Origin of the sequence: Fictibacillus barbaricus, assembly GCF_031457135.1 — a bacterium.
In the GTDB taxonomy this organism is placed as follows: Bacteria; Bacillota; Bacilli; order Bacillales; family Fictibacillaceae; genus Fictibacillus; species Fictibacillus barbaricus_A.
On the sequence record NZ_JAVDWA010000008.1, the window covers coordinates 1 to 22,756 of the forward strand.

Genomic DNA, 22,756 nt, shown 5'->3' on the forward strand with positions numbered 1-22,756 from the left:
GCTATCCGAGAAATACGAGCGCTATCCGAGAAATACGAGCGCTATCCGAGAAATACGAGCGCTATCCGAGAAATACGAGCGCTATCCGAGAAATAAGAGGCTATTCCGCATATCTACACCATAATGGGAGGCGTTTTAAATTCTTCCTGCTCTGCGCCTAGACTATTCTTTAGAACTCCTTGTGCATAAACTAAGGATGTTTTTGCTTCCATGTTAAGTCCTTTGAAATCATGCTTCGAAACAGTAGTTACTAACGGAAGTTCTAACGATTTTTTTATAGATCTTAAATATTGCTGACCAGTCTCTGTCATTCCTAATACCCGTATGTAAGCAGGAGGAAGGTCTAAAATTTGGTTCATATCTTCTTTCGTAATTTTGTTTAAGACATGAAGACACGCTCTTTGAAGTCTAGTCCATGTGTAACGCTTCGTTTTGAGTGCTTTCATAAAAGATTGGAAATCAGATGATAACTTCATCGCTTCAATCATTCTGTATTCTAAGCCTTCCTCTATTTCGTAAAAAAGGTTTATTTCAGAAGGACTTGAAGATAATAGTTGGTAACGCAGGAGAGGATAAAATCGTTCCCAGTTCATTAAACAACCCTTTTTTTCGATCTCTTCTGTTAGAGATTGAAAGGTAAATGAGGGCATATAATTTTGTGCTTTTTGAATATCGTGTGAAAATACAGCTTCGCGAATAGCTGTTGCGCTGGCTATATTCCCTTTACCAAGAGAAACATCATGATAACCTGCATTTTTTCTTTTTATCGAAAATGGCGTAATTTTTGAACCGAGTATACGTGCTGCTCGAATGTATTCGAACCCTAAAATATTATTAGGTTTGCTAAGGTCTAAATGAAGCGGTTTTTCAAGTGATACATATGCTTTTGCGGCTGCACCAGGGTATGATAGTCCTTGTGACATATATTCCTGGACAAATGCATCAAACTCTTCTGACTGAGTTTCGAGCAAATCGTGCGTATTTTGAAAGGCTGTAACATCTCCAGACTCACTTCCAAAACAAAATGATTCACTGCCGACAGCCTGCAGTAAAAAAATGCTGCCAAATGCAAAACGCTGTGCATGGCTAGTTGCATAGGAATAAGGCAATTCGATAACGAGGTCTGCACCACCTGAAAGAGCCATTTTAGTTCGAGACCACTTTGAGAGAAGAGCAGGTTCCCCGCGCTGAAGGAAATTGCCGCTCATTACAGCGATTATACATGAAGCTTTTGTCACTCTTTTCGTTTCCTGTAAATGATAATAATGACCATTATGGAACGGATTATATTCTACAACAACACCGGCAGCCTTCATTCTTGCACTCTCCCTTACAGAGCTGGAATCTTTTACGTTTACATTGTACTAAAAACAGTTTAAAATCAAAAGTACTGCTGTAAAGATATCATATTGACAATTTATATTTTGACCGATATAATTACTACTGTTGCCTTGAGGTGATAAAAGATGAAATGGTCACTACAAGAATTAAAAAATTTTTACCGTAAACCGTTAACGTTTGAACAAAATGTTGATGCTAGCGGTGTGATGGAAAAAGACCAAGAGATCAGAAGCATTGAACCTGTATATGTAGAAGGACATGCAGATGTAACTCAGCAAAAAGCCACTTTTTATTTGACGATAAAAGGAAGAATGGTGTTGCCTTGTGCTAACACTTTGGTTGATGTGGAATTTCCATTTTCGGTAAAAACAACGGAAATTTTTATTTTCGATCCCAATTATACGGAATATGAAGACGAAGAAAGCCTTCATAAAGTAGAGGGACATTACGTTGATCTTCTTCCTGTCATCGAAGAGCATATTTTGCTTGAAAAGCCGTTGAAAATTACTGCGGCTGATGTTAAGGAAAGTCCAGCTCCTGATGAAGGAGAAGGATGGCAGAGGGTTACGGATGAAGACCTAAAGAATCGGGTTGACCCGAGAATGGCCGGTCTAGCTAAATTTTTTGACAAAGACAAAGAATGAAAGAATAGGTTATAATGATTCTTTCAAGACCTTTAAGGAGGTGGATACAAAATGGCAGTACCTTTTCGCAGAACATCACAAACTCGCCAAGCGAAGCGTCGTACACACTATAAGCTTTCCATGCCTGGTATGGTAAAGTGTCCACAGTGCGGAGAATACAAGTTATCTCACCGTGTTTGTCGTGAGTGTGGATCTTACAAAGGAAAAGAAGTAGTAAGCAAGTAATGAATTAATGAAAAACAGGGAGCCTTTGCTTCCTGTTTTTTCATATACATAAAAATAAAGCGTTTTCTTCGGACGGGGGTATAGAAGTTGACTGAACAACCTGTACTTTGGCACAAAAGTAATCAAATAGGCTGGATTACATTAAACCGGCCATACGTAAGAAATGCTATAAATTTTGAAGTTATGAGTAAGCTGATGGTTTACTTAAATCAAGCAAAAAATGACGATGATGTAAAAGTTTTGGTTCTTACAGGAGCTGGAACGAAAGCTTTTTGCTCTGGAGGAGATTTAAGTGCCTTTCATACTTTAAAAACAGAACAAGAAGCATTAGGAATGCTATCAGAGATGGGGAAGGTACTTGATGAATTATTTTTCTTTCCAAAACCCACTGTTGCCTTACTGAACGGATTTGCGGTCGGCGGCGGATGCGAGCTGGCAGCAGCATGTGATATAAGACTTGCGCGTGCAGAAGCTAAAGTAGGTTTTATCCAGGGTGGATTAGGGATCACAACTGGCTGGGGCGGAGGGACTTATTTGTTAGAGAGGATCAGACAGGATAATGCGATGGATCTTCTTTACAGTTCTTCTCCCATTACTGCCAAACAAGGAATGGACCGCGGTTTTATTCAGTATGTGATAAAAGGAAACAGCTTAAAAGAAACGGAACGATATTTAAGCCGCTATACGAAACAGCCTCTTGGTGTTATAACTTCTTATAAATCTCTGCAGCTGCAAAGGCTTGATAAACAGAAATTAAAAGATAATGTAAGGCAAGAGATTTCAAGATGTGCAAAACTATGGGCATCAGATGAACACCATAAAAGAGTAGATGCATTCTTGAAAAAATAAACTCTCTTCTAAAGAATTCCATTTTCTTCATGCGATGTAACGCGGCAGTGCCTGCAGGATCAGGGTGCCAACCTCCTGAGTTTTCTTCTTCCAAGGCATGCTAAGAGGAAACTCTCTTCAGCAGAATTTCTTGCAGACGCAGGAGCTGCACTTCATCTGTCTTCTCGTGTGGGCTCACCTTACCCCTTCTGGAGAGTGAGCATCCTGAATCTGAAAACAGCCAAAAAATAATTCATTCCCCTCTTTTAGTAGAATATAATGTCTATCTTTTCTACTACTAGCATATTCATATTACAAACCACTAAAATGGGGGGATCTTTATGACGATTTTGCGCCAGGATGCCTGGACACAAGAGGAAGACACGATTCTAGCTCAAGTAACACTTAAGCACATCAGAGAAGGCAGTACACAGCTAGTCGCGTTTGAAGAAGTAGGAGAGAAGTTATCACGGACTCCTGCAGCTTGCGGCTTTCGGTGGAACTCACTAATCAGGAAACAATACGAAGGTTCGATCGCAGAAGCGAAGCAAGTGAGAAAAGATCGCAATAAAAGAAAAGGAAAACAAAATGCTTCATATCCTGAAAAGACTGCAGCAATAAGCAGTCCTGACATAAAATTAAAACATAGAAGCGGAAAACGTCTTTCGATAGATGATGTTATTGTCTTTTTGCAACAGCTGCAGGAGGAGAATCCATTGACAGAAAATCTGGAATCAGAAAATAAAACGCTGCTTCTAAAAATTCAAGAGATAAAAAAAGAGAATGGAAATCTCAAGAAAAAGCTAGAAAAAGTAAAGAAGGAATTTGATGCCGTTTCCCGTGATTATAAAGAATTATTACAAATCATGGATCGAGCAAGAAAGTTAGTAGAAGTTCCTGTGAATAATTAAAAAAAGATGGCCAGCTTAAGGCCATCTTTTCTTGTTCATTGATATGCACGGAAGAATCCAGTCTTCGTGCAATTTTATGTTAGAACAATATTTGTATTCCATTGATTTTCGCAGAATATCTTCGTTAAGCGAGTCGTTGCTCGCTAACTCCTTTTGGATACCATACATATGGATTTTGTCCGCGGTCACGATCTTGATTATATGTTACCGCTTCAAAGCCCATCTTTTCCCAAAAACCGCTGGATTGCTGTCTTCCATTCGTTTTAACTGGAAGATTGAATGTTTTTGCAAATTCAACTAATGCTCTGCCAAGCCCCTTTGTTTGGTGATGCGGAAGGACTTCTAACTTCCAAAGTTCTAAATAATCTTGCGGCGGATCAAAATATTGATCATACGCAGCTTCGATTCGGTATAAGCTCATTCTGGCAACTAATTTATCACCATAATAAATGCCATAAAAAGGAGACTCGCTGTCGTTCTCTATCATATTGTCCTGGAGATCTTCAAGCATTGACAGCTCCTGCACACCATATTCTTTGAAATGCTTGAACTCTTCCAATGTTTTGTAGTTAACTAGCAATTTTTTTACTTCGTATTTAACCATATTCTCTCCCCCTGCCATCCTGTACTTTTCTCTATAGATATAGTATATACTAATTATGCTAAAAATTCTTTAAAAATAAAATATTCATTTAGTTTGCGCTTTCAAAAAGGAAATTACACGTTTTTGTCGAAAAACGTAATGTTGACAACAGGAAGGAGGATGAATATGAAAAAAATCTTAATTGCTAACCGAGGGGAAATTGCGCTTCGGATAATAAAAACAAGTAAAGAAATGGGTATTGAAACGGTGGCTGTTTTCTCTGACGCAGACAAAGACCTGCCTTATGTAAAAGCTGCTGATTATGCAGTTCATATCGGGGAGTCACCGGTCGCCAAGTCTTACTTGCTAAGTGACGTAATCGTAGAAACTGCCATTAATCATAAGGTGGATGCTGTTCATCCTGGTTATGGACTTCTATCTGAAAACGATGAGTTTGCCAAAAAAATAGAAGCTGCAGGCATAAAATTTATCGGTCCTTCACCTCAGACCATTGAGAGTATGGGAGATAAAATTATGGCCAGAAGAACGATGCAGCAAGCAGGTGTTCCAATCGTCCCTGGAACGATTGAACCTATAGAAGATGTTGAAGAAGCGGTTAAACTTGCAGAGCAGATTGGTTATCCAGTTATGTTAAAAGCAAGCAGCGGCGGCGGAGGCATCGGGATGGTAAAATGCCAAAACGAAGAAGATCTTCATAAGCATTTCATCTCAAGCCAGCAAAGAGCCAAAAACTTCTTTGGTTCAGGCAGGATGTTTATAGAAAAATGTATCGAGAATGCACGCCACATTGAAGTTCAAATTGTGGGTGATACAAAGGGGAATATCGTTCATCTGTTTGAGCGTGACTGCAGTGTTCAGAGAAGAAATCAAAAGGTAGTAGAAGAATCACCATCTCCATTTTTAACTGAAAGCTTGCGTTTGAAGATAACTGATGCAGCAGTTAATGCAGCGAAAGCAGTTAATTATGTCAATGCTGGAACAGTTGAATTTGTAGTAAGTGAAACTGGAGAATTTTACTTTTTAGAAATGAATACTCGTCTTCAAGTAGAGCATCCAGTTACTGAAAGTATTACAGGAATCGATCTTGTAAGATGGCAGCTGCAAATTGCTGATGGTGAAGAATTACCGTTGGCACAAGCAGAAATTCAAAACAAAGGACATGCGATTGAGTTTAGACTTTATGCGGAAGATCCCGTTACATTTTTTCCGTCACCTGGGAAAATAGAGAAACTCGTATGGCCAGAATTAAAAAATGTTAGAATAGACTTAGGCTACGAAGAAGGAAACCAAGTCACGCCTTTTTATGATCCTATGATCGCGAAGATAATTGTAAGCGATTTCAGCCGGGAAGCATGTCTGAAGACAGCGGCTGCATTTTTTAATGAGATCCAGATATCTGGTCTTAAAACCAACATTCCTCTTTTTCAGAACATATTAAAAGAAGAAGGGTTTGAAAATGGGGATTACACAACGGATTTCTTAGCAAAAAGGTCTGTAGCTAAACCGTAATAAACAATTAAACCGTAAAAATGAGGAGAGAGAGAAATGAAAGAAATTACAGCATCTATGGCAGGGACAGTTTGGCAAGTGTTAGTTAGTGAAGGTGATGAAGTTACAGCTGGACAAACAGTAGTGATTCTGGAGTCTATGAAAATGGAGATTCCAGTAGAAGCCGCTGAAGCGGGAAATGTAGAGAGCATCAAGTTTGCATCAGGTGATTTTGTAAACGAGGGCGACGTATTAGTTACTTTAAAATAAACGTATGCATACATTCTGAGCGGGCGCTCACTCTCTTGAAGGAGGTATAATATGGTTGCTAAACTAGAAAATCAATTAAAAGAAAAAATCGATCAGATTGAAGCAGGCGGTGCTCAAAAATATCACGAAAAAAATAGTGCTCAAAATAAAATGTTTGTTCGTGACCGTTTGCAGCAATTATTTGACAATGGAGAATATCGTGTTGAAGATGCAAAGTTTGCTAACAATCAGGCTGGAGATCTTCCTGCAGATGGCGTTGTAACTGCCATTGGTAAAGTAGGCGGTAAAACGGTTTGTGTTATGGCGAACGATTCAACGGTTAAAGCAGGTTCTTGGGGAGCAAGAACAGTAGAGAAGATTATCCGTATTCAAGAAACAGCTATGAAATTAAAAGTGCCTATGCTATATCTTGTAGATTCCGCTGGTGCTAGAATAACAGACCAGATTGATATGTTCCCAAATCGCCGTGGTGCTGGAAAAATATTTTATAATCAAGTGAAAATGTCAGGAATGGTTCCGCAAGTATGTGTCTTATTTGGTCCTTCTGCTGCTGGCGGAGCTTACATCCCAGCTTTCTGTGACATTGTGATCATGGTTGATCAAAATGCGTCAATGTACTTAGGAAGTCCGCGTATGGCTGAAAAAGTAATCGGCGAAAAGGTGACATTGGAAGAAATGGGTGGAGCAAGAATGCATTGTTCTGTCAGCGGATGCGGTGATTTATTAGCATCTGATGAAACGGAAGCGATTTCAGAAGCACGCCGTTACTTATCTTACTTTCCAGGTAACTACAAAAAAGCTGCGCCGGTTGTGGAAGCTGCGGCTCCTAGAGCAGGAAGAGAGCTAGAGGAAATTGTACCTGAAAATCAGAACGTACCATTTGATATGTATGAGTTTATTGACCGTCTTATCGATGAAGATAGTTTTTTTGAGATGAAAAAACTATTTGCACAAGAAATCATAACAGGATTTGGGCGCATGGACGGAAAGCCAGTCGGGATTATTGCGAATCAGCCTAAAGTGAAAGGCGGCGTTCTATTCGTGGATTCAGCAGATAAAGCAGCACGTTTTATTACGTTATGTGATGCTTTCTCTATCCCGCTCCTTTTCTTATCAGACGTGCCAGGGTTTATGATCGGAACGAAGGTTGAACGAGCGGGAATCATTAGACATGGAGCTAAATTAATTGCTGCGATGAGTGATGTTACCGTTCCAAAAATTTCTGTTATTGTACGCAAAGCTTACGGTGCAGGACTTTATGCGATGGCCGGCCCTGCGTTTGAGCCAGATTGCTGTTTGGCTCTTCCGACAGCCCAAATTGCTGTAATGGGACCTGAAGCTGCAGTAAATGCGGTTTATTCCAATAAAATTAATGAAATTGAAGACGTTAAGGAACGCATTCAATTTGTTCAGCAAAAACAACAAGAATATAAAGAACACATTGATATTTACAAGTTAGCGTCAGAAATGATAATCGATGATATCGTTTCACCTTCTTCATTGCGCAGCGAACTTATAAACAGATATAAATTTTATGAAAATAAAGACATGGTGTTCAGCGAACGCAAACATCCTGTATATCCAGTATAAAAATCAAGGGGCTGACCCAAAAGCGTAAAACTTTTGAGGTCAGCCCTTTTTTTATGGTTTTTCTTTTAGCTTTTTTTCTTACAGTTGATTGGAGTGCAAGCTGCGAGACTCCTGCGGAAAGCGAGCAACCTGGAACGGAAATCAAATACTTTCAACAAAATTTTACGAAAGCAGCCTTTCTCTTATATGGTAAAATGACGCTAATAATCATTTGTTTTTGGAGGTTTTTTATGAGAGTCAGTGTAATTGGCGGTGGAGCCATCGGACTATTAATATGTTATTTTCTTAAAAAAAATCATCATGATCCTGTTCTATATACGCGAACAGTTGAACAGGCAAAAACAATCAATCAAAAAGGTTTAACTTATATAGATAAATTCGATAATGGAGAAACGGTTTTTTTTGAAGCGAAATCTGTTAAAGATTTTAAAGGAAGTGAAGAATTCGGTGTGGTAACGGTTACTCAAAATGCCATAAAGGACATGCGTTTTTTAAACCAGGAATCATTTAAGGGGATGAATTTGCTGTTCTTACAAAATGGGATAGGGCATATTGAATGGCTAAATAGTTTGCCGCAAGAAAACATCAGTGTCGGTGTTGTTGAACATGGTGCAATGAAAGAAGGCTTCGCTGCTGTCAGGCATGTTGGGACAGGAAAGATTAAAGTTTCTGAATTTAAGGGAAGGTCTGCCCCAGACTGGCAGCGATTCATATTTCCAGAGGAATGTTTTCCGGTCATAATGGAAAAGGACTGGGAAATGATGCTTTATAAGAAGTTGATCATGAATGCCTCAATCAACCCTGTAACAGCGATGCTGGGTATTCCTAACGGACAGTTAATAGAAAATGATTATGCGCATAAAATGATGAAGCAACTATTTGAAGAATCCGTTTCAGCATTAGATATGAATGAGATAAAATCCACATTATGGAAGGAGTTATCAAATCTGTGCAGGACTACTTCCTTGAATCGATCATCCATGCTGAAAAGTATAGAAAGTGGTAAAGAAACTGAAATTGATGGTATTACAGGTGAAATAATAAAGCATGCGGATCGAAAAAATTTAAAAGTGCCTGTTTCCCGATTTGTTTATTATGCTGTAAAAGTATTGGAATCGAGATGATCAGCAGCTGCCGTAGTTTTTTAGGCGGAAAAACAAAGATGTTTGTAATTACAAATGGTGCTTTGAAATGGATTTTTTTAGTTTAGAGCAAATCTGTTATTATCTGATGAGTTTATTTGCTATACTCGATAAGGATGTAATTGAACGCAGAAAGGAAGTACATAAATGAGACTGGAGGAAATGAAGCTTCAAACCTCGCCATTTCTTGAAGGGTACTTACAAGCAGATTTGGATGTTGCTCGTTTTTTTGATTATCAAAAACCATACGACAAGCAGGAATGGATGAAAAGACTGCAAGAACTGAAGCGTCATCCATTTCCGAGAAAAGAACTGACAGATTATTTGGTTTCTTACAATGAAAAGATCGGCTCTTCAAACAAAACAATGAATACCATTCAAAAATTAAATAATCCTGAAACGGTAACAGTTGTCGGAGGTCAGCAGGCTGGACTTTTAACAGGACCTTTACTCGTTATATATAAATGCATTAGTATTATTCAATTGGCTAAGCAAGCAGAAAAAGAACTCGGAGTGCCGGTGATTCCTGTTTTCTGGATTGCAGGTGAAGACCATGATATGGATGAAATCAACCATATTATGCTTCCGAAAAATAATACGGCAAAGAAAACTTCATTAAAAGCAGCCTCAGCTATTAAATCATCTGCTTCACTGTGGAAATGGAATCCCGATGATGTGAAACCTTGGATTTCAGAAGTTTTCCGCTCATTCGGTGAAACGGCTTATACACAAGATTTTAAGATGGAGACTGAAAGGATTTTGGAAGAATCAGATTCCATTGTTACTTTTTTTGCTAAACTGATTACGAAATGGTTTTCAGAAGAAGGACTTGTCCTCCTGGATTCGGGAGATCCGGAGTATAAGAAGATCCAAACACCTTATCTGAAAAAGATGATCATGAATAATCCGAAAATTGATGAAGCATTCAGAGCACAATCAAAAGAGCTTAACAAATTAGGATTTAATGACCCGATTGAAATCCAACCAGATAATGCTCATTTGTTTTATACAAAAAACGATGAAAGAATCCTATTATTTAGAGATGGAAGTAATTTCACATCGAAGGAAAAGGATTTTACGATCTCTGTAAATCAGCTTTTGGTAGAAGCAGATATGCATCCGGAGCGTTTCAGCAATAATGTTGTTACCCGGCCGCTCATGCAGGAATTTTTACTTCCGACTCTATCGTTTATAGCTGGACCTGGAGAAATAGCTTACTGGGCTACATTAAGGAAAGTCTTTTACCTATTTGACCGTAAAATGCCGATTCTTACACCAAGACTGTCTGTTACGCTTGTTCCAGAAAGAACGAATCGATTATTAGAAGAAAAAGGTCTCGAAGTCATACAAGTTCTCGAAAAGGGTACTGAAACGTATAAAAGAGAATGGTTTGAAGAGAACAGGCCAGTTGAAACGAATGAAGCTGTTCAAACGGTTAAAGCAGAAATGAAAGATTCGTATTCGAAGCTCATAAAACTAGCTCAAGTCATTGATGAAAATTTATTGCCAGTGACAGAAAAGAATTTGGATCGGATTTTTTCAGAGATTGAATATATTGAGAAAAAGATGGAACAGAGGCTTCGTAAAAAAGTGAAGGTTCCCTTAGCGCAATATGATGAAATCATGTTAGACCTAAAACCGACTGGGGTACTGCAAGAACGAGTGTGGAACGTGTATCAATATATGAATGAATCGGGACCGGAATTAATAAACCAACTCGTACAATACCCTTTTACATTCAATGAAAAACATAAAATTTTATATTTATAAATTTAATAGAAATATTTAAAAAAAATCCTGTAAGACAGCAGGATTTTTTTTTTTGTACACGAATAATAGTTGTAGTGGTGAAAAGTGGAGTGTTGTGGTAGATTTAGGGGAGAAAGTGGGTGGATCATATGTTCATGGGCGAATATCAGCACAGCATCGATGAAAAAGGACGTATGATCATCCCTTCTAAATTTCGTGATGAGCTTGGCTCAGAATTCGTTTTGACACGTGGATTGGATCAATGTGTATTCGGTTATCCTTTGAATGAATGGAAAGTAATTGAAGATAAACTCAAAACTTTACCATTTACGAAAAAGGATGCCCGTGCTTTTACCCGGTTTTTCTTTTCAGGGGCTGCTGAATGCCAGCTCGATAAACAGGGAAGAGTGAATATTGCATCCACACTAAGAGACTACGCAAAACTAGAAAAAGATTGCGTAGTTATAGGTGTCTCGAATAGAATTGAAATTTGGAGTAAATCGATTTGGGAAGAATACTTCTCCAAGTCAGAAGATTCTTTCGGAGAAATTGCAGAAAGTCTCATGGACTTCGATTTATAAAACCCTATAGTTTACAGCAGAAAGGAATTTTCCATGTTTGACCATATAACCGTTTTAAAACAAGAATCAGTAGATGCACTAAACATTAAACCAGATGGAATTTATGTTGATTGTACGTTGGGTGGGGCAGGTCATAGCAGCCTCATTCTATCAAAGCTTGAAACAGGACATTTGTATGCTTTTGATCAAGATGACAAAGCCATTGAAAATGCACGGGAAGTATTGAAGGATTATGAAGGTAAGTATACGATTATTCGCAGTAATTTCCGCTACATAAAAGATGAACTGAACAATCTTGGGATAGAAAAAGTTGACGGAATTCTATTTGATCTTGGTGTTTCGTCTCCACAGCTAGATGAAGCAGATAGAGGCTTCAGTTATCAGCATGACGCTGAGCTTGACATGCGAATGGATCGTACGAGTGAGCTAACTGCACGTGAGATTGTGAATGAGTGGTCTTTTAACGAGTTGATGAAAATTATTTCTCGTTATGGTGAAGAAAAATTTGCCAAACAAATCGCTAGAAAAATTGAAGCGGCCAGAGAGAAAAAAAATATTCAAACAACTGGTGAACTTGTCGAAATAATAAAAGATGCTATACCTGCACCAGCAAGACGAACAGGTGGACATCCGGCTAAAAGGACATTTCAAGCCATTCGTATCGCGGTTAACGATGAACTAAACGCCTTTGAGGAGGCTTTAAAAGACTCAATCGAGCTTTTAAATCTCGAGGGAAGAATTGCGGTTATCACCTTCCATTCTTTAGAAGACCGTGCATGTAAAAATATACTAAAAAAAGCGAGTCAAGGCCCGGAATTGCCACCGGGGCTACCTGTGATCCCTGAAGAATACAAACCAACTTTAAAATTGGTTACGAGAAAACCTATTGTACCTGATGAGGGCGAACTGGAAGATAACAGACGTTCGAGATCAGCCAAACTGAGAGTTGCCGAAAAACAGAAATAGAGAGGAGAATTATTTTGAGCAATTTAGCATACCAAGTACAAAAACAGCAAATCCAAACACAAACTAACCCTAGAACGATTGAAGCACCAGCCCGCAAACTTTTCACAAAAGGTGAAGTTATGATTTGGGGAGTAATGGGTGTCGTATTAATCGCAGGTCTTGTGTGGTTAATTTCATTATATGCTTCTGTATACCAAGCAACTGCTAAAATTGAAACGATGCGTAATGATATTACGGCTGAATCAAAAATTGTCGAGGATTACCATCTTCAAGTTACGGAATTAAGTAACCCTGAACGTATTATGAAGCTTGCTAAGAAACAAGGCTTTGTCCTTGATAGTAAGAATGTTAAAGTGGTTGAGAATTAAAAGTAGGTGCTGTTATGAAGTTAAAGCTAAAAAGAAAAAACGTTGGAGCAGGTATCCTTATGGCTGTGTTTACCTTGCTCTTTTTTATATTAGCAAGTAAGTTCTTTGTTGTTGCTTATTCCCAGTCAGCTGAAGGTGTTGACTTGATTGAATACGGTAAAAGAAAATGGCTTAAAAGCGATGAACTCGATGCAAAACGTGGAACAATCTATGATCGCAACGGTGAGGAAATTGCTGCTGATATCCCATCTTACAGTGTAATCGCAATTCTGGACAAGAAGTATCCTAATCATGTTAAAGACCCAGAAAAAGCTGCTGGAAAATTAGCTGGAGTTCTTGATACAGATGAAGGGGATCTAGAAGATCTTCTCAGTAAAAAGGGAAGATTTCAAGTGGAGATTCCTGCTGGAAGAAAAGTCTCTTATCGTACAAAGCAAAAGATTGATCAAATGAAAATTGAGGGTATCGACTTTATAAGAGAGTCAAGACGTTATTATCCAAATCAAACCTTTGCTTCCCATGTGCTCGGTTATACAGGGAAAGGTGATGATGGTGTCCAAAAAGGACTGATGGGTCTTGAAAAATCATTGGATAAATACTTAAAAGAAAAAGATGGAAAGGTTACTTTTATCGGGGATGCCTATAGCCGTGCCATTAATGATAAAAAAGAAAAGATACAGCCGCCTAAAAACGGAAATGAAGTATATTTGACATTAGATGAGAAAATACAGCTCTACCTGGAAGAAGCGATGGGAGAAGCTGCAAAAAAATACAAACCTGAAAAACTGATCGGTGTGGTTGCGGATCCAAAGACAGGCAGAATATTAGCGATGAGCAACTATCCGTCATTTAATCCGAATGAAAAGGATATCACCAACTATACTAACTTTGCTATTTCTGATCCTTACGAGCCAGGATCGACCATGAAGATTTTTACTTTGGCCGCTGCAATTGAAGAAGGTAAATATAACGGCAATGAAAAGTATCAGTCCGGTTCGTATAAACTGCCAAACATTACCAGACCTATCTATGATCATAATCGTACAGGGTGGGGAACGATCTCTTATGATGACGGTGTTAGAAACTCTTCGAACGTAGCTTTTTCAAAATTGGTTCGTGAAAAATTAGGCTATGAAAAATTTAGAAGCTATCTTTCAAAGTTTGGGTTAGACAAAAAAACGAATATTGATTTGCCAAATGAGAAAAGCGGTTCCATTCTTTATAACTATGAGGTTGAAAAAGTAACAACAGCTTTTGGACAAGGTACTACTGTTACACCTATTCAGCAGATACAAGCAGCCACAGCAATTGCGAATGGCGGGAAAATGATGCAGCCGTACGTGATTGATAGAATCATTGATCCGAAAACGAAAAAAACGGTTTTGGCACACGAGCCGAAAGTGGCAGGCAAACCAATCTCTGAATCTACGGCCAAAAAGGTAAGAGATATTTTAGGAACGGTTGTTACCGACGGGACAGGTAAACCATATATGATTGAGGGTTACGATGTTGCCGGCAAGACTGGTACGGCGCAAGTTCCGGGAAAAGACGGCAAATATTTATCAGGCTGGGGACAAAATATATTCTCCTTTATGGGTATGGCACCAAAGGATGATCCTAAATTGCTGATGTATGTGGCGATTGACCGCCCACATGTAGAATATCCGGAAATGGGATCTACACCTACTGCGAATATTTTCACGAGCGTCATGAAAAGCAGTCTGCAGTACTTAAATATCCAGCCTGAAGCGAAAGACTCGAAACAAAAATCTGCATCTTCCAAATCCTATGGCAAAGACCTGCCTGACTTTACAGGAAAGTCTGCAAAAGAGGCAAAATCACAGCTTGAACAATTAGGTATGAATGTTACCATAATTGGGTCAGGTGATGAAGTGACGAATCAAGAACCTTATGATGGAGCATATGTCATCAAAGGGGAAAAAGTCATCCTTCGCACAAGCGGTGATGTGAAGATGCCTGACTTGAAAGACTGGTCGTATATGGACGTTTTACGCTTAAGTAAATTGATGGGATTAAAAGAAACGATTACTGGCAGCGGGTTTGCCATAAAACAAAGTGTGAAACCTGGAGCTCTCATAAAAAAAGGAGATTTCTTAGTTGTTCAGCTTGAGGAGCCGAAAGAGACGGTGCCAAAACCAACTAGTGATGGCAGCAAGAATGGCGGAGAGCAAAATACGGACGATGAAGAAACCGTTGTGACTGAATAGAATCCAGCATTAAGTTCTATGCGCTTGTGTACAAGCATATATTTGAAACGAATCATACAGGGGAGGTATATGTGTGAGAGTTTCAAATGTAACAGTACGCAGGCGCTTAATTTTTGTTCTTATATTCGGACTAGCTTTCTTTTTTGTTATATCTGTCCGGTTAGGGTATGTTCAATTTGTACTAGGAGATATGCTTACTGACAAAGCTCTGGATTCATGGAGCCGAAATATTCCATTTGAGCCGAAAAGGGGCAAGATCGTTGATAGAAACGATGTAGCCCTAGCTACAAATGTCAGTGCACCGACTGTTTTTGTTGTTCCCAGACAAGTAAAAGAAGCGGATAAAACCGCTGCTGAACTGGCTTCTGTATTAGATATTTCGAAAACGGAGGTTTTTAAACGGATCACAAAAAAAGCATCCATTGTCAGAATTGATAATGGCGGCAGAAAAATTAGCAATATAAAAGCAAAAGAAGTTGAATCGTTAAATCTTCCCGGGGTTTTCGTGGCGGAAGACAGTAAAAGACATTACCCTTTTGGCTCATACCTTTCGCATGTGTTAGGGTTTGCAGGCATTGATAACCAAGGATTAACGGGACTTGAATTGTATTATGATAAACAATTAAACGGCAAAGAAGGACATGTCTCCTTTTTCTCAGATGCGCGCGGCAGAAGAATGCCGTCTTTATCAGATAAGTACGAAAAGCCAAAAGACGGGTACGATCTAAGGCTGACGGTTGATTCAAGAGTCCAGACAATTATCGAACGTGAATTGGACATCGCTCAAGCGACATATAATCCTGATGGAGCAATTGCGATTGCAATGAATCCGAACACAGGTGAAATACTGGGTATGAGTTCACGGCCGGATTTTGACCCGGAAGAATATAAAAGGGTTGCACCAGAAGTATATAATCGCAATTTACCAGTGTGGGCACAATACGAGCCAGGTTCGACGTTTAAGATTATTACTCTTGCAGCCGCACTTGAAGAAGGCAAAGTAGATTTAGAGCATGATACATTTAATGACCCGGGTTCTATCGAAGTCGCGGGACGGAAACTGAAATGCTGGAAGGCTGGCGGTCACGGACATCAGACTTTTTTAGAAGGTGTTCAAAATTCCTGTAACCCCGGGTTTGTCATTTTAGGACAAAGGCTTGGTAAAGATAAACTATTTGAATATATTCGAGATTTTGGCTTTGGTGAAAAGACAGGGGTAGATCTTGCGGGTGAGGGTAAAGGGATACTTTTTTCGTTAAATCGCGTTGGTCCCCTGGAATTGGCTACTACTGCATTCGGTCAAGGGGTATCGGTTACGCCGATCCAGCAAGTTGCAGCTGTGTCTGCGGCCGTAAACGGAGGTTATTTGTACGAACCATATATAGCTAAAGAATTAGTTGATCCTGTTACGGGTAAAGTGGTGAGTAAACAAACACCAAAGTTAAAGAGAAAAGTGATTTCTGAGAAAACCTCAGCGGAAGTAAGGCATGCACTTGAAAGTGTTGTCGCTCAAGGAACAGGGAAGAATGCATTTGTAGATGGTTATCGAGTTGGCGGAAAAACAGGTACAGCCCAAAAGGCAGAAGGCGGAGTGTATCTGAAGAATAATCATATCGTATCCTTTATTGGGATGGCGCCTGCCAACAAACCTGAAATTGTTGTATACGTGGCTATTGATAATCCAAAAGAAACATTACAGTTCGGTGGGGTAGTTGCTGCACCAATAGTTGGAAATATTATTGAAGACAGTCTTTCAGCAATGGGGATAAAAAAGCAAAAAGGACAGATTGAAAAAGAAAAAACATGGCTGGATGCTCCGGAGATTGTTGTTCCAAACTTAATAGGCAAAAAAACGAAGGATTTAACAAACCTGCTGTATAATTTAAAAATTGATGCTTCAGGACAAGGAAGCTACATTGTGCAGCAAGCGCCTCAACCTGGCGTAAAGCTTCAGGCAGGAAAGACAATCCGTTTATTTTTGGGTGACAAAAAAGATGTAGAAGATTAAAATAAAGAATGTACACATAGCCAAGCGCGTAACCTTGCCTTGGCTTATTTTTCTTAATGGCTCTGCTTATGATGCAGTTAAACTGTGTATCCAATAAGAGTTTCTAATAATATTTATTTAATAACTGTAGGCTCTTTCTAAAAGGCTATTATCTAAAAGATTGGTGCCTTTGGATCGTATTGTTCATTTTCAACATTGACAAGTGTGATTGGATTGAACGGTGCGAGACTCCTGCGGGAGGAGCGGGGCAGGTGAGACAAATTTGGTGCAACTAGCTAGCTCACCTTACCCCTCGCGGAAAGCGAGCATCCTGTAACGGAAATCAACCACTTACAAGAGCAACAAAGTATGCGGAAATAGCTTTTTAAAAAGACTGGTGCTTTTGAGTGATTTTCGTTAAGTTCTTCACTGCAAAGTTAATTGGAGCGTAGATGGCTAGACTCCAGTGGGATTAGTGTGACAGGTAAGACCCCTTATGGCGCAATGCGCAGAGGGGGCTAACCCGCACGCCCCGCGGAAAGCGAGCCACTGAAGCGGAAATTAACCTCTTTCAAAAGCATCAAAGTTTGTGATTATTACCTAATTAATAAATAATTAACATTGACTAGAGGAGAGGTCAGGATTAAATGGAATTAAAAGAATTGCTTACATATTTAGTGAATTATGAAATGGATATAGCAGCGAATCCTGAAATTACCTCCATTGAAATGGATTCAAGGAAAGCCGGGAAAGGCTGTCTATTTATTTGTATTGAGGGTCTTGTATTTGATGGACACGATTTCGCTGAAACAGCTGCAAAGAATGGGGCAACTGCTATTTTGTCTGAAAAAGATTTAAATGTAAATGTTCCAGTAATTAAAGTGAGAGATTCGAAAAAAGCAATGGCTATTATAGCTGATGCCTTTTACGGACATCCTTCACAAAAACTCCATCTTATTGGGATTACAGGTACGAATGGTAAAACAACAACATCACACTTGATTGAAAAAGTCTTTAGCGATTCTGGGAAAACTACTGGGATGATTGGTACGATTGAAATGAAAATCAAGGATCAAAGCTATAAAGTTGCCAATACAACGCCTGATTCTTTATTTCTTCAAAATGCTTTTCATAAAATGATAGAAGAAAAAGTAGATACAGCAGTAATGGAAGTTTCATCCCATGCACTTGTTCAAGGCAGAGTGTGGGGCTGTGATTACGATATTGCCGTATTTACTAATCTTACTCAAGATCACTTGGACTATCATAAGAACATGGAAGAATATCAGTTTGCAAAAAGTCTTTTGTTTTCTCAATTGGGGAATACTTATCAAAAGTCTACAAAGAAATTTGCTGTTTTAAATAACGATGATCCAGCTTCTGAGATGTTTAAAAGAATAACATCAGCAGAAGTCATCACATACGGCATTGACAATGATTGTGATATCCGAGCGACGAATATAACAATCGGTTCTCAAGGGACTTCATTTACACTTCAAACACCAAAAAGTAAAAGAGAAATAAATTTGAAGTTAATGGGTAAATTTTCTGTATATAACGTATTAGCATCAATTACTACATGCCTGCTTTCTGGAATAGAACTTGATCAGATCATTAAGTCACTGGAGAATGTGACAGGGGTTTCAGGCAGGTTTGAACCTGTGATTGAAGGTCAGGAATTTACAGTCATCGTGGATTATGCACATACTCCTGATAGTCTTGAAAATGTGTTGCGGACGATTAAAGAGTTTGCTAAAGGATCGATTACGGCAATTATAGGCTGTGGAGGCGATCGAGACAAAACAAAACGTCCTTTAATGGCAGGAATTGCTGCGGATTTAGCAGATAGGGCCATTTTCACGAGTGATAACCCGCGTACAGAAGACCCGCTTCAAATTTTAAAAGATATGGAAGCTGGCACAGATGCAAAAAATTATTTGACTATTCCAGACCGAAAAGAAGCAATTGAGTATGCGGTTGAACGGGCAAAAGCCGATGATGTTATACTGATTGCAGGTAAAGGCCATGAAACGTATCAGATTATTGGAAAAGATGTACTCGATTTTGATGACAGAATAGTAGCAAGGGAAGCAATTAAGGCGGTGAAAAAATGAAACTAGATATAAAAGAGTTAGTCCCGTTTGCCAATAAAACAGCAGGCAATATGGAGCAAACAGTGCTTGAAGGCATCTCAAAGGACACACGATTAAAAAGTAAAAACGCACTTTACCTTCCGATCGCCGGAGAGCGCTTTGACGGTCATGAATTTTTGTTTGATGCGATTAAACAAGGCTGTACGGCAACAGTTTGGCAGGAAGGGATAGACCTCCCAGCAGGCTTGCCAGAAGATTTTCCTGTTCTATATACTTCAGACACAATTGGCTTTTTGCAAAGAATCTCTAAGTTCTATTTAAAGAAAATTAATCCGATCGTAGTGGCTGTGACAGGAAGTAATGGAAAGACAACAACGAAGGATATGGTTGAAAGTGTGTCATCAACGACATTTAAAACATTTAAGACTCAAGGAAACTACAACAACCATATTGGACTGCCTCTTACTATTCTTTCTATGGAAGAAGGGACTGAGGTGCTTATTCTTGAAATGGGAATGAGCAATTTTAATGAAATCTCATTACTCAGCAAACTGGCAGAACCGGATGCAGCCATTGTTACGAATATTGGCGAGAGTCATCTCGAACAACTCGGCAGCCGTGAAGGAATCGCAAAGGCGAAACTTGAAATTGCAGACGGGCTTAAAACGGGTGGACTTCTGATCATTGATGGAGATGAGCCGCTTCTTTCTCATGTTAAAGGAGAAAATGTTCTGAAGGTTGGTTTTGGCGATACTTCAACACTTCGATTAGTGGATATGCAGACGGATCAAGAAGGTGTTTCATTTTCATTGGAAGAAGGCACAACCGTCTACAAAATTCCGATGCTGGGCAAACACAATATTAAAAATGCAGCATATGCGATTGCTGTTGGTCATTACTTAAATATAGAAGAAAATAAAATAAAAGAAGGCCTTGAAAGATTAAAAGTAACTCCGATGAGGCTTGAAATGGTAAAAGGGAAAAAAGGTTCATTATTAATTAATGATGCTTATAATGCTAGTCCTACAAGTATGATCGCTGCATTGTCGACCTTAGCCGATCTCCATGATTTCAGTACTAAGGCAGCAGTCCTTGGTGATATGGGCGAACTTGGGCCGAATGAGGAAGAAATGCATCGAAGTATTGCAAAACATATTAAGGATAACATCACTCATGTTATTGCTGTCGGCCAAAAAGGCGCATGGATTGCAGACGAGCTAGAAAAACAAAACACGAAGGACATAAAAGTTGTTCATTGCTTAACAAAAGAGGATGCTGCTGCACCGATTCAAGAGCTATTATCGGATCGCACTGCCATTTTATTTAAAGCTTCCCGCTACATGGCGCTTGAAACCCTAGTATCAACTTTTATAGAAGATGAACAGGAGTCGAAAAAATGATTGAGCAAGTCTTACTTTTTACATTAATTGCATCTTTTTTAATTGCTGTACTGAGTTCCCCCTTCTTTATTCCATTTTTAAGAAGGCTGAAGTTCGGTCAGAGTATTCGTGATGAAGGACCGAAGTCACATCAAAAGAAACAAGGAACCCCAACGATGGGCGGTATCGTTATTTTATTAGCGCTTGCAGTAGCTACATATGCAATGACAGCGAAATTTTTTACGATTACCACTGAGACTCACCTATTATTGCTCGTTACACTAGGTTTTGGACTTTTAGGATTTTTAGATGATTTTATTAAAGTTGTGAAAAAAAGAAATTTAGGATTAACTTCAAAACAAAAACTAATTGGCCAGCTGATTATTGCTGCTATTTTTTACATCGGATTAAAAACGATTGATTTCTCAACAAAGATTTCCGTACCCGGTACAGAATGGTCGTTTGACCTTGGCTGGTTTTATCCTGTCCTTGTCGTATTTATGCTGATTGGTGCATCTAATGCAGTCAACTTAACAGATGGGCTTGATGGGTTATTGGCTGGAACAGCTGCTATCGCATTTGGTGCTTTTGCTGTCCTTGCTTCAACGATGCTTCATTTTGAAACAGCTATCTTCAGTGTAGCAGTAGTTGGTGCGGTACTTGGATTTTTAGTATTCAACGCACATCCCGCAAAGGTTTTTATGGGTGACACTGGTTCGCTCGCTCTAGGCGGAGCGATTAGTGCTATCGCCATTTTAACCAAAATGGAAATTCTTCTTGTGATCATTGGCGGAGTATTTGTAATTGAGACCCTTTCTGTAATGATTCAAGTGGCATCTTTCAAACTAACTGGAAAAAGAGTATTCAAAATGAGTCCGCTTCACCATCATTATGAACTATCAGGCTGGAGTGAATGGCGTATCGTTGTAACGTTCTGGTTTGTAGGTCTTCTATTTGCTGCAATAGGAATTTATTTAGAGGTGTGGGTTTAAATGAAAAATAAAGAATTGTTTCAAGGAAAAAACATATTAATTGTCGGATTGGCTAAAAGCGGTTTTGCAGCAGCAAAACTGCTTCATTCTTTTGGGGCCAATGTAGTAGTAAACGACAAACAGCCTAGAGAAGGGAATCAGGAGGCGGAAGCTTTAGAAAAACTCGGAGTTGCCGTTGAATGCGGCGGTCATCCATTAACTTTATTGGATCAGCCGATTGACTTCATTGTTAAAAATCCTGGTATCCCATATCAAAATCCATTATTGGCAGAAGCCTCAAAACGCAACCTTCCTATTTACACAGAAGTGGAGATTGCAGGGCTTATATCTGAAGCTGAAATAATCGCAATAACAGGATCAAACGGGAAAACGACAACGACAACTCTCATTGGTGAAATGCTGAAAAATAGCAGCAAGTCGCCAATTGTAGCTGGAAACATTGGAACTGTGTTTTCTGAAGTAGCATCTCAAGCAACGAAAGAAGATATATTGGTAGCTGAACTTTCAAGCTTTCAATTAATGGGCACAGAAAAATTCCAGCCTCGAATCTCTGTCTTTTTAAATTTGTTCGAGGCTCACCTAGATTATCATGGATCATTGGAAGAATACGGAAAAGCGAAAGCGAAAGTTACAGAGAACCAGGATGAAAATGATTATGTCATTTATAATGCTGATGATCTTCAAGTAACTGAGCTAATGAAACATTCAAAAGCTCAGCACATCCCTTTCTCAGTACATAAGCAACTGAAAAACGGGGCTTATCTTAAAGATCATTCTCTTTACTTTCAAAATCAGAAGATCATTGAATTAAAAGAAATCGTATTGCCAGGTAAACATAACTTATCAAACATTTTGGCTGCCGCAGCGGCAGCCATTCTGGCAGGGGCAGAATTAGAACAGATTCAAATTGTATTAAAGACATTTGCAGGCGTAAAACACAGATTGCAATATGTGGGTGAATTTGAAGGAAGACGTTTTTATAATGATTCGAAGGCTACGAATATTCTGGCCACAAATGCGGCACTAACCGCATTCGAAACGCCAGTAATATTATTAGCAGGGGGTCTTGACCGGGGAAATTCTTTCGATGATTTAATTCCTTCTTTAAAGAATGTTAAAATTTTGGTGACATTCGGGCAAACGGCTGAAAAGCTTATTGAGGCTGGAAAACAAGCAGGAATAGAAACGATAAAACGTGCTGATAATGTGGAAGATGCCGTTCCCGCAGCGTTCAGTCTTTCACAAGCTGGTGACGTAATATTGCTCTCCCCTGCATGTGCAAGCTGGGATCAATATAAGACTTTTGAACAAAGAGGGGACATGTTTATCAACTCCGTGCATAAACTTTAATAAGGTTTGTACAAATAATT

20 protein-coding genes are annotated in these 22,756 nt (G+C 39.1%); 18 read left to right on the forward strand and 2 right to left on the reverse strand.

Features of this window, described 5'->3' with window-relative positions:
- Positions 1–113: 113 nt before the first annotated feature.
- On the reverse strand, positions 114–1,316 hold the full coding sequence (locus J2X07_RS16940) for a nucleotidyltransferase (protein WP_310261429.1): 1,203 nt from the start codon (positions 1,314–1,316) through the stop codon (positions 114–116).
- Positions 1,317–1,466: 150 nt separating this feature from the next.
- Here J2X07_RS16940 and J2X07_RS16945 point away from each other — a divergent pair, with 150 nt between their 5' ends.
- From J2X07_RS16945 to J2X07_RS16960, 4 genes are all read left to right on the forward strand, one after another.
- Positions 1,467–1,985, forward strand: coding sequence for a YceD family protein (locus J2X07_RS16945; RefSeq protein WP_310261432.1), 519 nt, complete (start codon positions 1,467–1,469; stop codon positions 1,983–1,985).
- Between the two features lie 51 nt (positions 1,986–2,036).
- Positions 2,037–2,210: a 50S ribosomal protein L32 gene (gene rpmF, locus J2X07_RS16950; protein ID WP_066240492.1), complete on the forward strand. Its 174-nt coding sequence runs from the start codon at positions 2,037–2,039 to the stop codon at positions 2,208–2,210.
- A gap of 87 nt (positions 2,211–2,297) precedes the next feature.
- The gene (locus tag J2X07_RS16955; protein ID WP_310261438.1) at positions 2,298–3,059 is read left to right on the forward strand and encodes an enoyl-CoA hydratase/isomerase family protein; all 762 of its coding nucleotides are present in this window, start codon (positions 2,298–2,300) and stop codon (positions 3,057–3,059) included.
- 320 nt (positions 3,060–3,379) lie between these two features.
- Positions 3,380–3,949 (forward strand): RsfA family transcriptional regulator, encoded by a 570-nt coding sequence (locus J2X07_RS16960; protein ID WP_310261441.1) that lies wholly within the window; start codon positions 3,380–3,382, stop codon positions 3,947–3,949.
- Between the two features lie 124 nt (positions 3,950–4,073).
- Here J2X07_RS16960 and J2X07_RS16965 read toward each other — a convergent pair whose 3' ends face one another.
- Complete coding sequence (locus tag J2X07_RS16965; protein WP_310261444.1) at positions 4,074–4,553, reverse strand: N-acetyltransferase; 480 nt, start codon at positions 4,551–4,553, stop codon at positions 4,074–4,076.
- A 165-nt stretch (positions 4,554–4,718) separates the two neighbouring features.
- Here J2X07_RS16965 and J2X07_RS16970 point away from each other — a divergent pair, with 165 nt between their 5' ends.
- The 14 genes from J2X07_RS16970 to murD all read left to right on the forward strand — a co-directional run bounded on the left by J2X07_RS16970 (position 4,719) and on the right by murD (position 22,736).
- Positions 4,719–6,062 carry an acetyl-CoA carboxylase biotin carboxylase subunit gene (locus J2X07_RS16970; RefSeq protein WP_310261446.1) on the forward strand — a complete coding sequence of 448 codons (1,344 nt, stop codon included), beginning with the start codon at positions 4,719–4,721 and terminating at the stop codon, positions 6,060–6,062.
- Between the two features lie 36 nt (positions 6,063–6,098).
- The gene (locus J2X07_RS16975) at positions 6,099–6,311 is read left to right on the forward strand and encodes an acetyl-CoA carboxylase biotin carboxyl carrier protein subunit (RefSeq protein WP_310261449.1); all 213 of its coding nucleotides are present in this window, start codon (positions 6,099–6,101) and stop codon (positions 6,309–6,311) included.
- 51 nt (positions 6,312–6,362) lie between these two features.
- On the forward strand, positions 6,363–7,901 hold the full coding sequence (locus tag J2X07_RS16980) for an acyl-CoA carboxylase subunit beta (protein WP_310261453.1): 1,539 nt from the start codon (positions 6,363–6,365) through the stop codon (positions 7,899–7,901).
- Positions 7,902–8,131: 230 nt separating this feature from the next.
- A complete protein-coding gene (locus tag J2X07_RS16985; protein ID WP_310261456.1) occupies positions 8,132–9,025 on the forward strand; it encodes a ketopantoate reductase family protein in 894 nt (297 codons plus the stop codon).
- A 165-nt stretch (positions 9,026–9,190) separates the two neighbouring features.
- Positions 9,191–10,813 carry a bacillithiol biosynthesis cysteine-adding enzyme BshC gene (gene bshC, locus J2X07_RS16990; RefSeq protein WP_310261459.1) on the forward strand — a complete coding sequence of 541 codons (1,623 nt, stop codon included), beginning with the start codon at positions 9,191–9,193 and terminating at the stop codon, positions 10,811–10,813.
- Between the two features lie 128 nt (positions 10,814–10,941).
- Positions 10,942–11,373, forward strand: coding sequence for a division/cell wall cluster transcriptional repressor MraZ (gene mraZ, locus J2X07_RS16995; RefSeq protein ID WP_310261707.1), 432 nt, complete (start codon positions 10,942–10,944; stop codon positions 11,371–11,373).
- A gap of 33 nt (positions 11,374–11,406) precedes the next feature.
- A complete protein-coding gene (gene rsmH, locus J2X07_RS17000; protein ID WP_310261462.1) occupies positions 11,407–12,339 on the forward strand; it encodes a 16S rRNA (cytosine(1402)-N(4))-methyltransferase RsmH in 933 nt (310 codons plus the stop codon).
- Positions 12,340–12,353: 14 nt separating this feature from the next.
- Complete coding sequence (ftsL, locus tag J2X07_RS17005; protein ID WP_310261464.1) at positions 12,354–12,707, forward strand: cell division protein FtsL; 354 nt, start codon at positions 12,354–12,356, stop codon at positions 12,705–12,707.
- A gap of 14 nt (positions 12,708–12,721) precedes the next feature.
- Positions 12,722–14,935, forward strand: a complete 2,214-nt coding sequence (locus J2X07_RS17010) for a penicillin-binding protein (protein WP_310261467.1) — start codon at positions 12,722–12,724, stop codon at positions 14,933–14,935.
- Positions 14,936–15,008: 73 nt separating this feature from the next.
- Positions 15,009–16,943, forward strand: a complete 1,935-nt coding sequence (locus J2X07_RS17015) for a stage V sporulation protein D (protein WP_310261469.1) — start codon at positions 15,009–15,011, stop codon at positions 16,941–16,943.
- A gap of 626 nt (positions 16,944–17,569) precedes the next feature.
- Entirely contained in the window at positions 17,570–19,036 is a 1,467-nt protein-coding gene (locus J2X07_RS17020; protein ID WP_310261472.1) for a UDP-N-acetylmuramoyl-L-alanyl-D-glutamate--2,6-diaminopimelate ligase, read from the forward strand.
- Positions 19,033–20,415, forward strand: a complete 1,383-nt coding sequence (locus J2X07_RS17025) for a UDP-N-acetylmuramoyl-tripeptide--D-alanyl-D-alanine ligase (protein ID WP_310261475.1) — start codon at positions 19,033–19,035, stop codon at positions 20,413–20,415. Before J2X07_RS17020 ends, J2X07_RS17025 begins: the two co-directional genes overlap by 4 nt.
- Positions 20,412–21,386 (forward strand): phospho-N-acetylmuramoyl-pentapeptide-transferase, encoded by a 975-nt coding sequence (mraY, locus tag J2X07_RS17030; protein WP_310261477.1) that lies wholly within the window; start codon positions 20,412–20,414, stop codon positions 21,384–21,386. Before J2X07_RS17025 ends, mraY begins: the two co-directional genes overlap by 4 nt.
- Positions 21,387–22,736: a UDP-N-acetylmuramoyl-L-alanine--D-glutamate ligase gene (gene murD, locus J2X07_RS17035; RefSeq protein WP_310261480.1), complete on the forward strand. Its 1,350-nt coding sequence runs from the start codon at positions 21,387–21,389 to the stop codon at positions 22,734–22,736.
- Positions 22,737–22,756 lie beyond the last annotated feature (20 nt).

Excerpts from the sequence above, each read along its gene's own strand:
- J2X07_RS16940 (WP_310261429.1), bottom strand. The coding sequence starts at position 1,316 with ATGAAGGCTGCCGGTGTTGTTGTAGAATATAATCCGTTCCATAATGGT.
- J2X07_RS16945 (WP_310261432.1), top strand. The coding sequence starts at position 1,467 with ATGAAATGGTCACTACAAGAATTAAAAAATTTTTACCGTAAACCGTTA.
- rpmF (WP_066240492.1), top strand. The coding sequence starts at position 2,037 with ATGGCAGTACCTTTTCGCAGAACATCACAAACTCGCCAAGCGAAGCGT.
- J2X07_RS16960 (WP_310261441.1), top strand. The coding sequence starts at position 3,380 with ATGACGATTTTGCGCCAGGATGCCTGGACACAAGAGGAAGACACGATT.
- J2X07_RS16965 (WP_310261444.1), bottom strand. The coding sequence starts at position 4,553 with ATGGTTAAATACGAAGTAAAAAAATTGCTAGTTAACTACAAAACATTG.
- J2X07_RS16970 (WP_310261446.1), top strand. The coding sequence starts at position 4,719 with ATGAAAAAAATCTTAATTGCTAACCGAGGGGAAATTGCGCTTCGGATA.
- J2X07_RS16975 (WP_310261449.1), top strand. The coding sequence starts at position 6,099 with ATGAAAGAAATTACAGCATCTATGGCAGGGACAGTTTGGCAAGTGTTA.
- J2X07_RS16980 (WP_310261453.1), top strand. The coding sequence starts at position 6,363 with ATGGTTGCTAAACTAGAAAATCAATTAAAAGAAAAAATCGATCAGATT.
- J2X07_RS16985 (WP_310261456.1), top strand. The coding sequence starts at position 8,132 with ATGAGAGTCAGTGTAATTGGCGGTGGAGCCATCGGACTATTAATATGT.
- bshC (WP_310261459.1), top strand. The coding sequence starts at position 9,191 with ATGAGACTGGAGGAAATGAAGCTTCAAACCTCGCCATTTCTTGAAGGG.
- mraZ (WP_310261707.1), top strand. The coding sequence starts at position 10,942 with ATGTTCATGGGCGAATATCAGCACAGCATCGATGAAAAAGGACGTATG.
- rsmH (WP_310261462.1), top strand. The coding sequence starts at position 11,407 with ATGTTTGACCATATAACCGTTTTAAAACAAGAATCAGTAGATGCACTA.
- J2X07_RS17010 (WP_310261467.1), top strand. The coding sequence starts at position 12,722 with ATGAAGTTAAAGCTAAAAAGAAAAAACGTTGGAGCAGGTATCCTTATG.
- J2X07_RS17020 (WP_310261472.1), top strand. The coding sequence starts at position 17,570 with ATGGAATTAAAAGAATTGCTTACATATTTAGTGAATTATGAAATGGAT.
- J2X07_RS17025 (WP_310261475.1), top strand. The coding sequence starts at position 19,033 with ATGAAACTAGATATAAAAGAGTTAGTCCCGTTTGCCAATAAAACAGCA.
- mraY (WP_310261477.1), top strand. The coding sequence starts at position 20,412 with ATGATTGAGCAAGTCTTACTTTTTACATTAATTGCATCTTTTTTAATT.
- murD (WP_310261480.1), top strand. The coding sequence starts at position 21,387 with ATGAAAAATAAAGAATTGTTTCAAGGAAAAAACATATTAATTGTCGGA.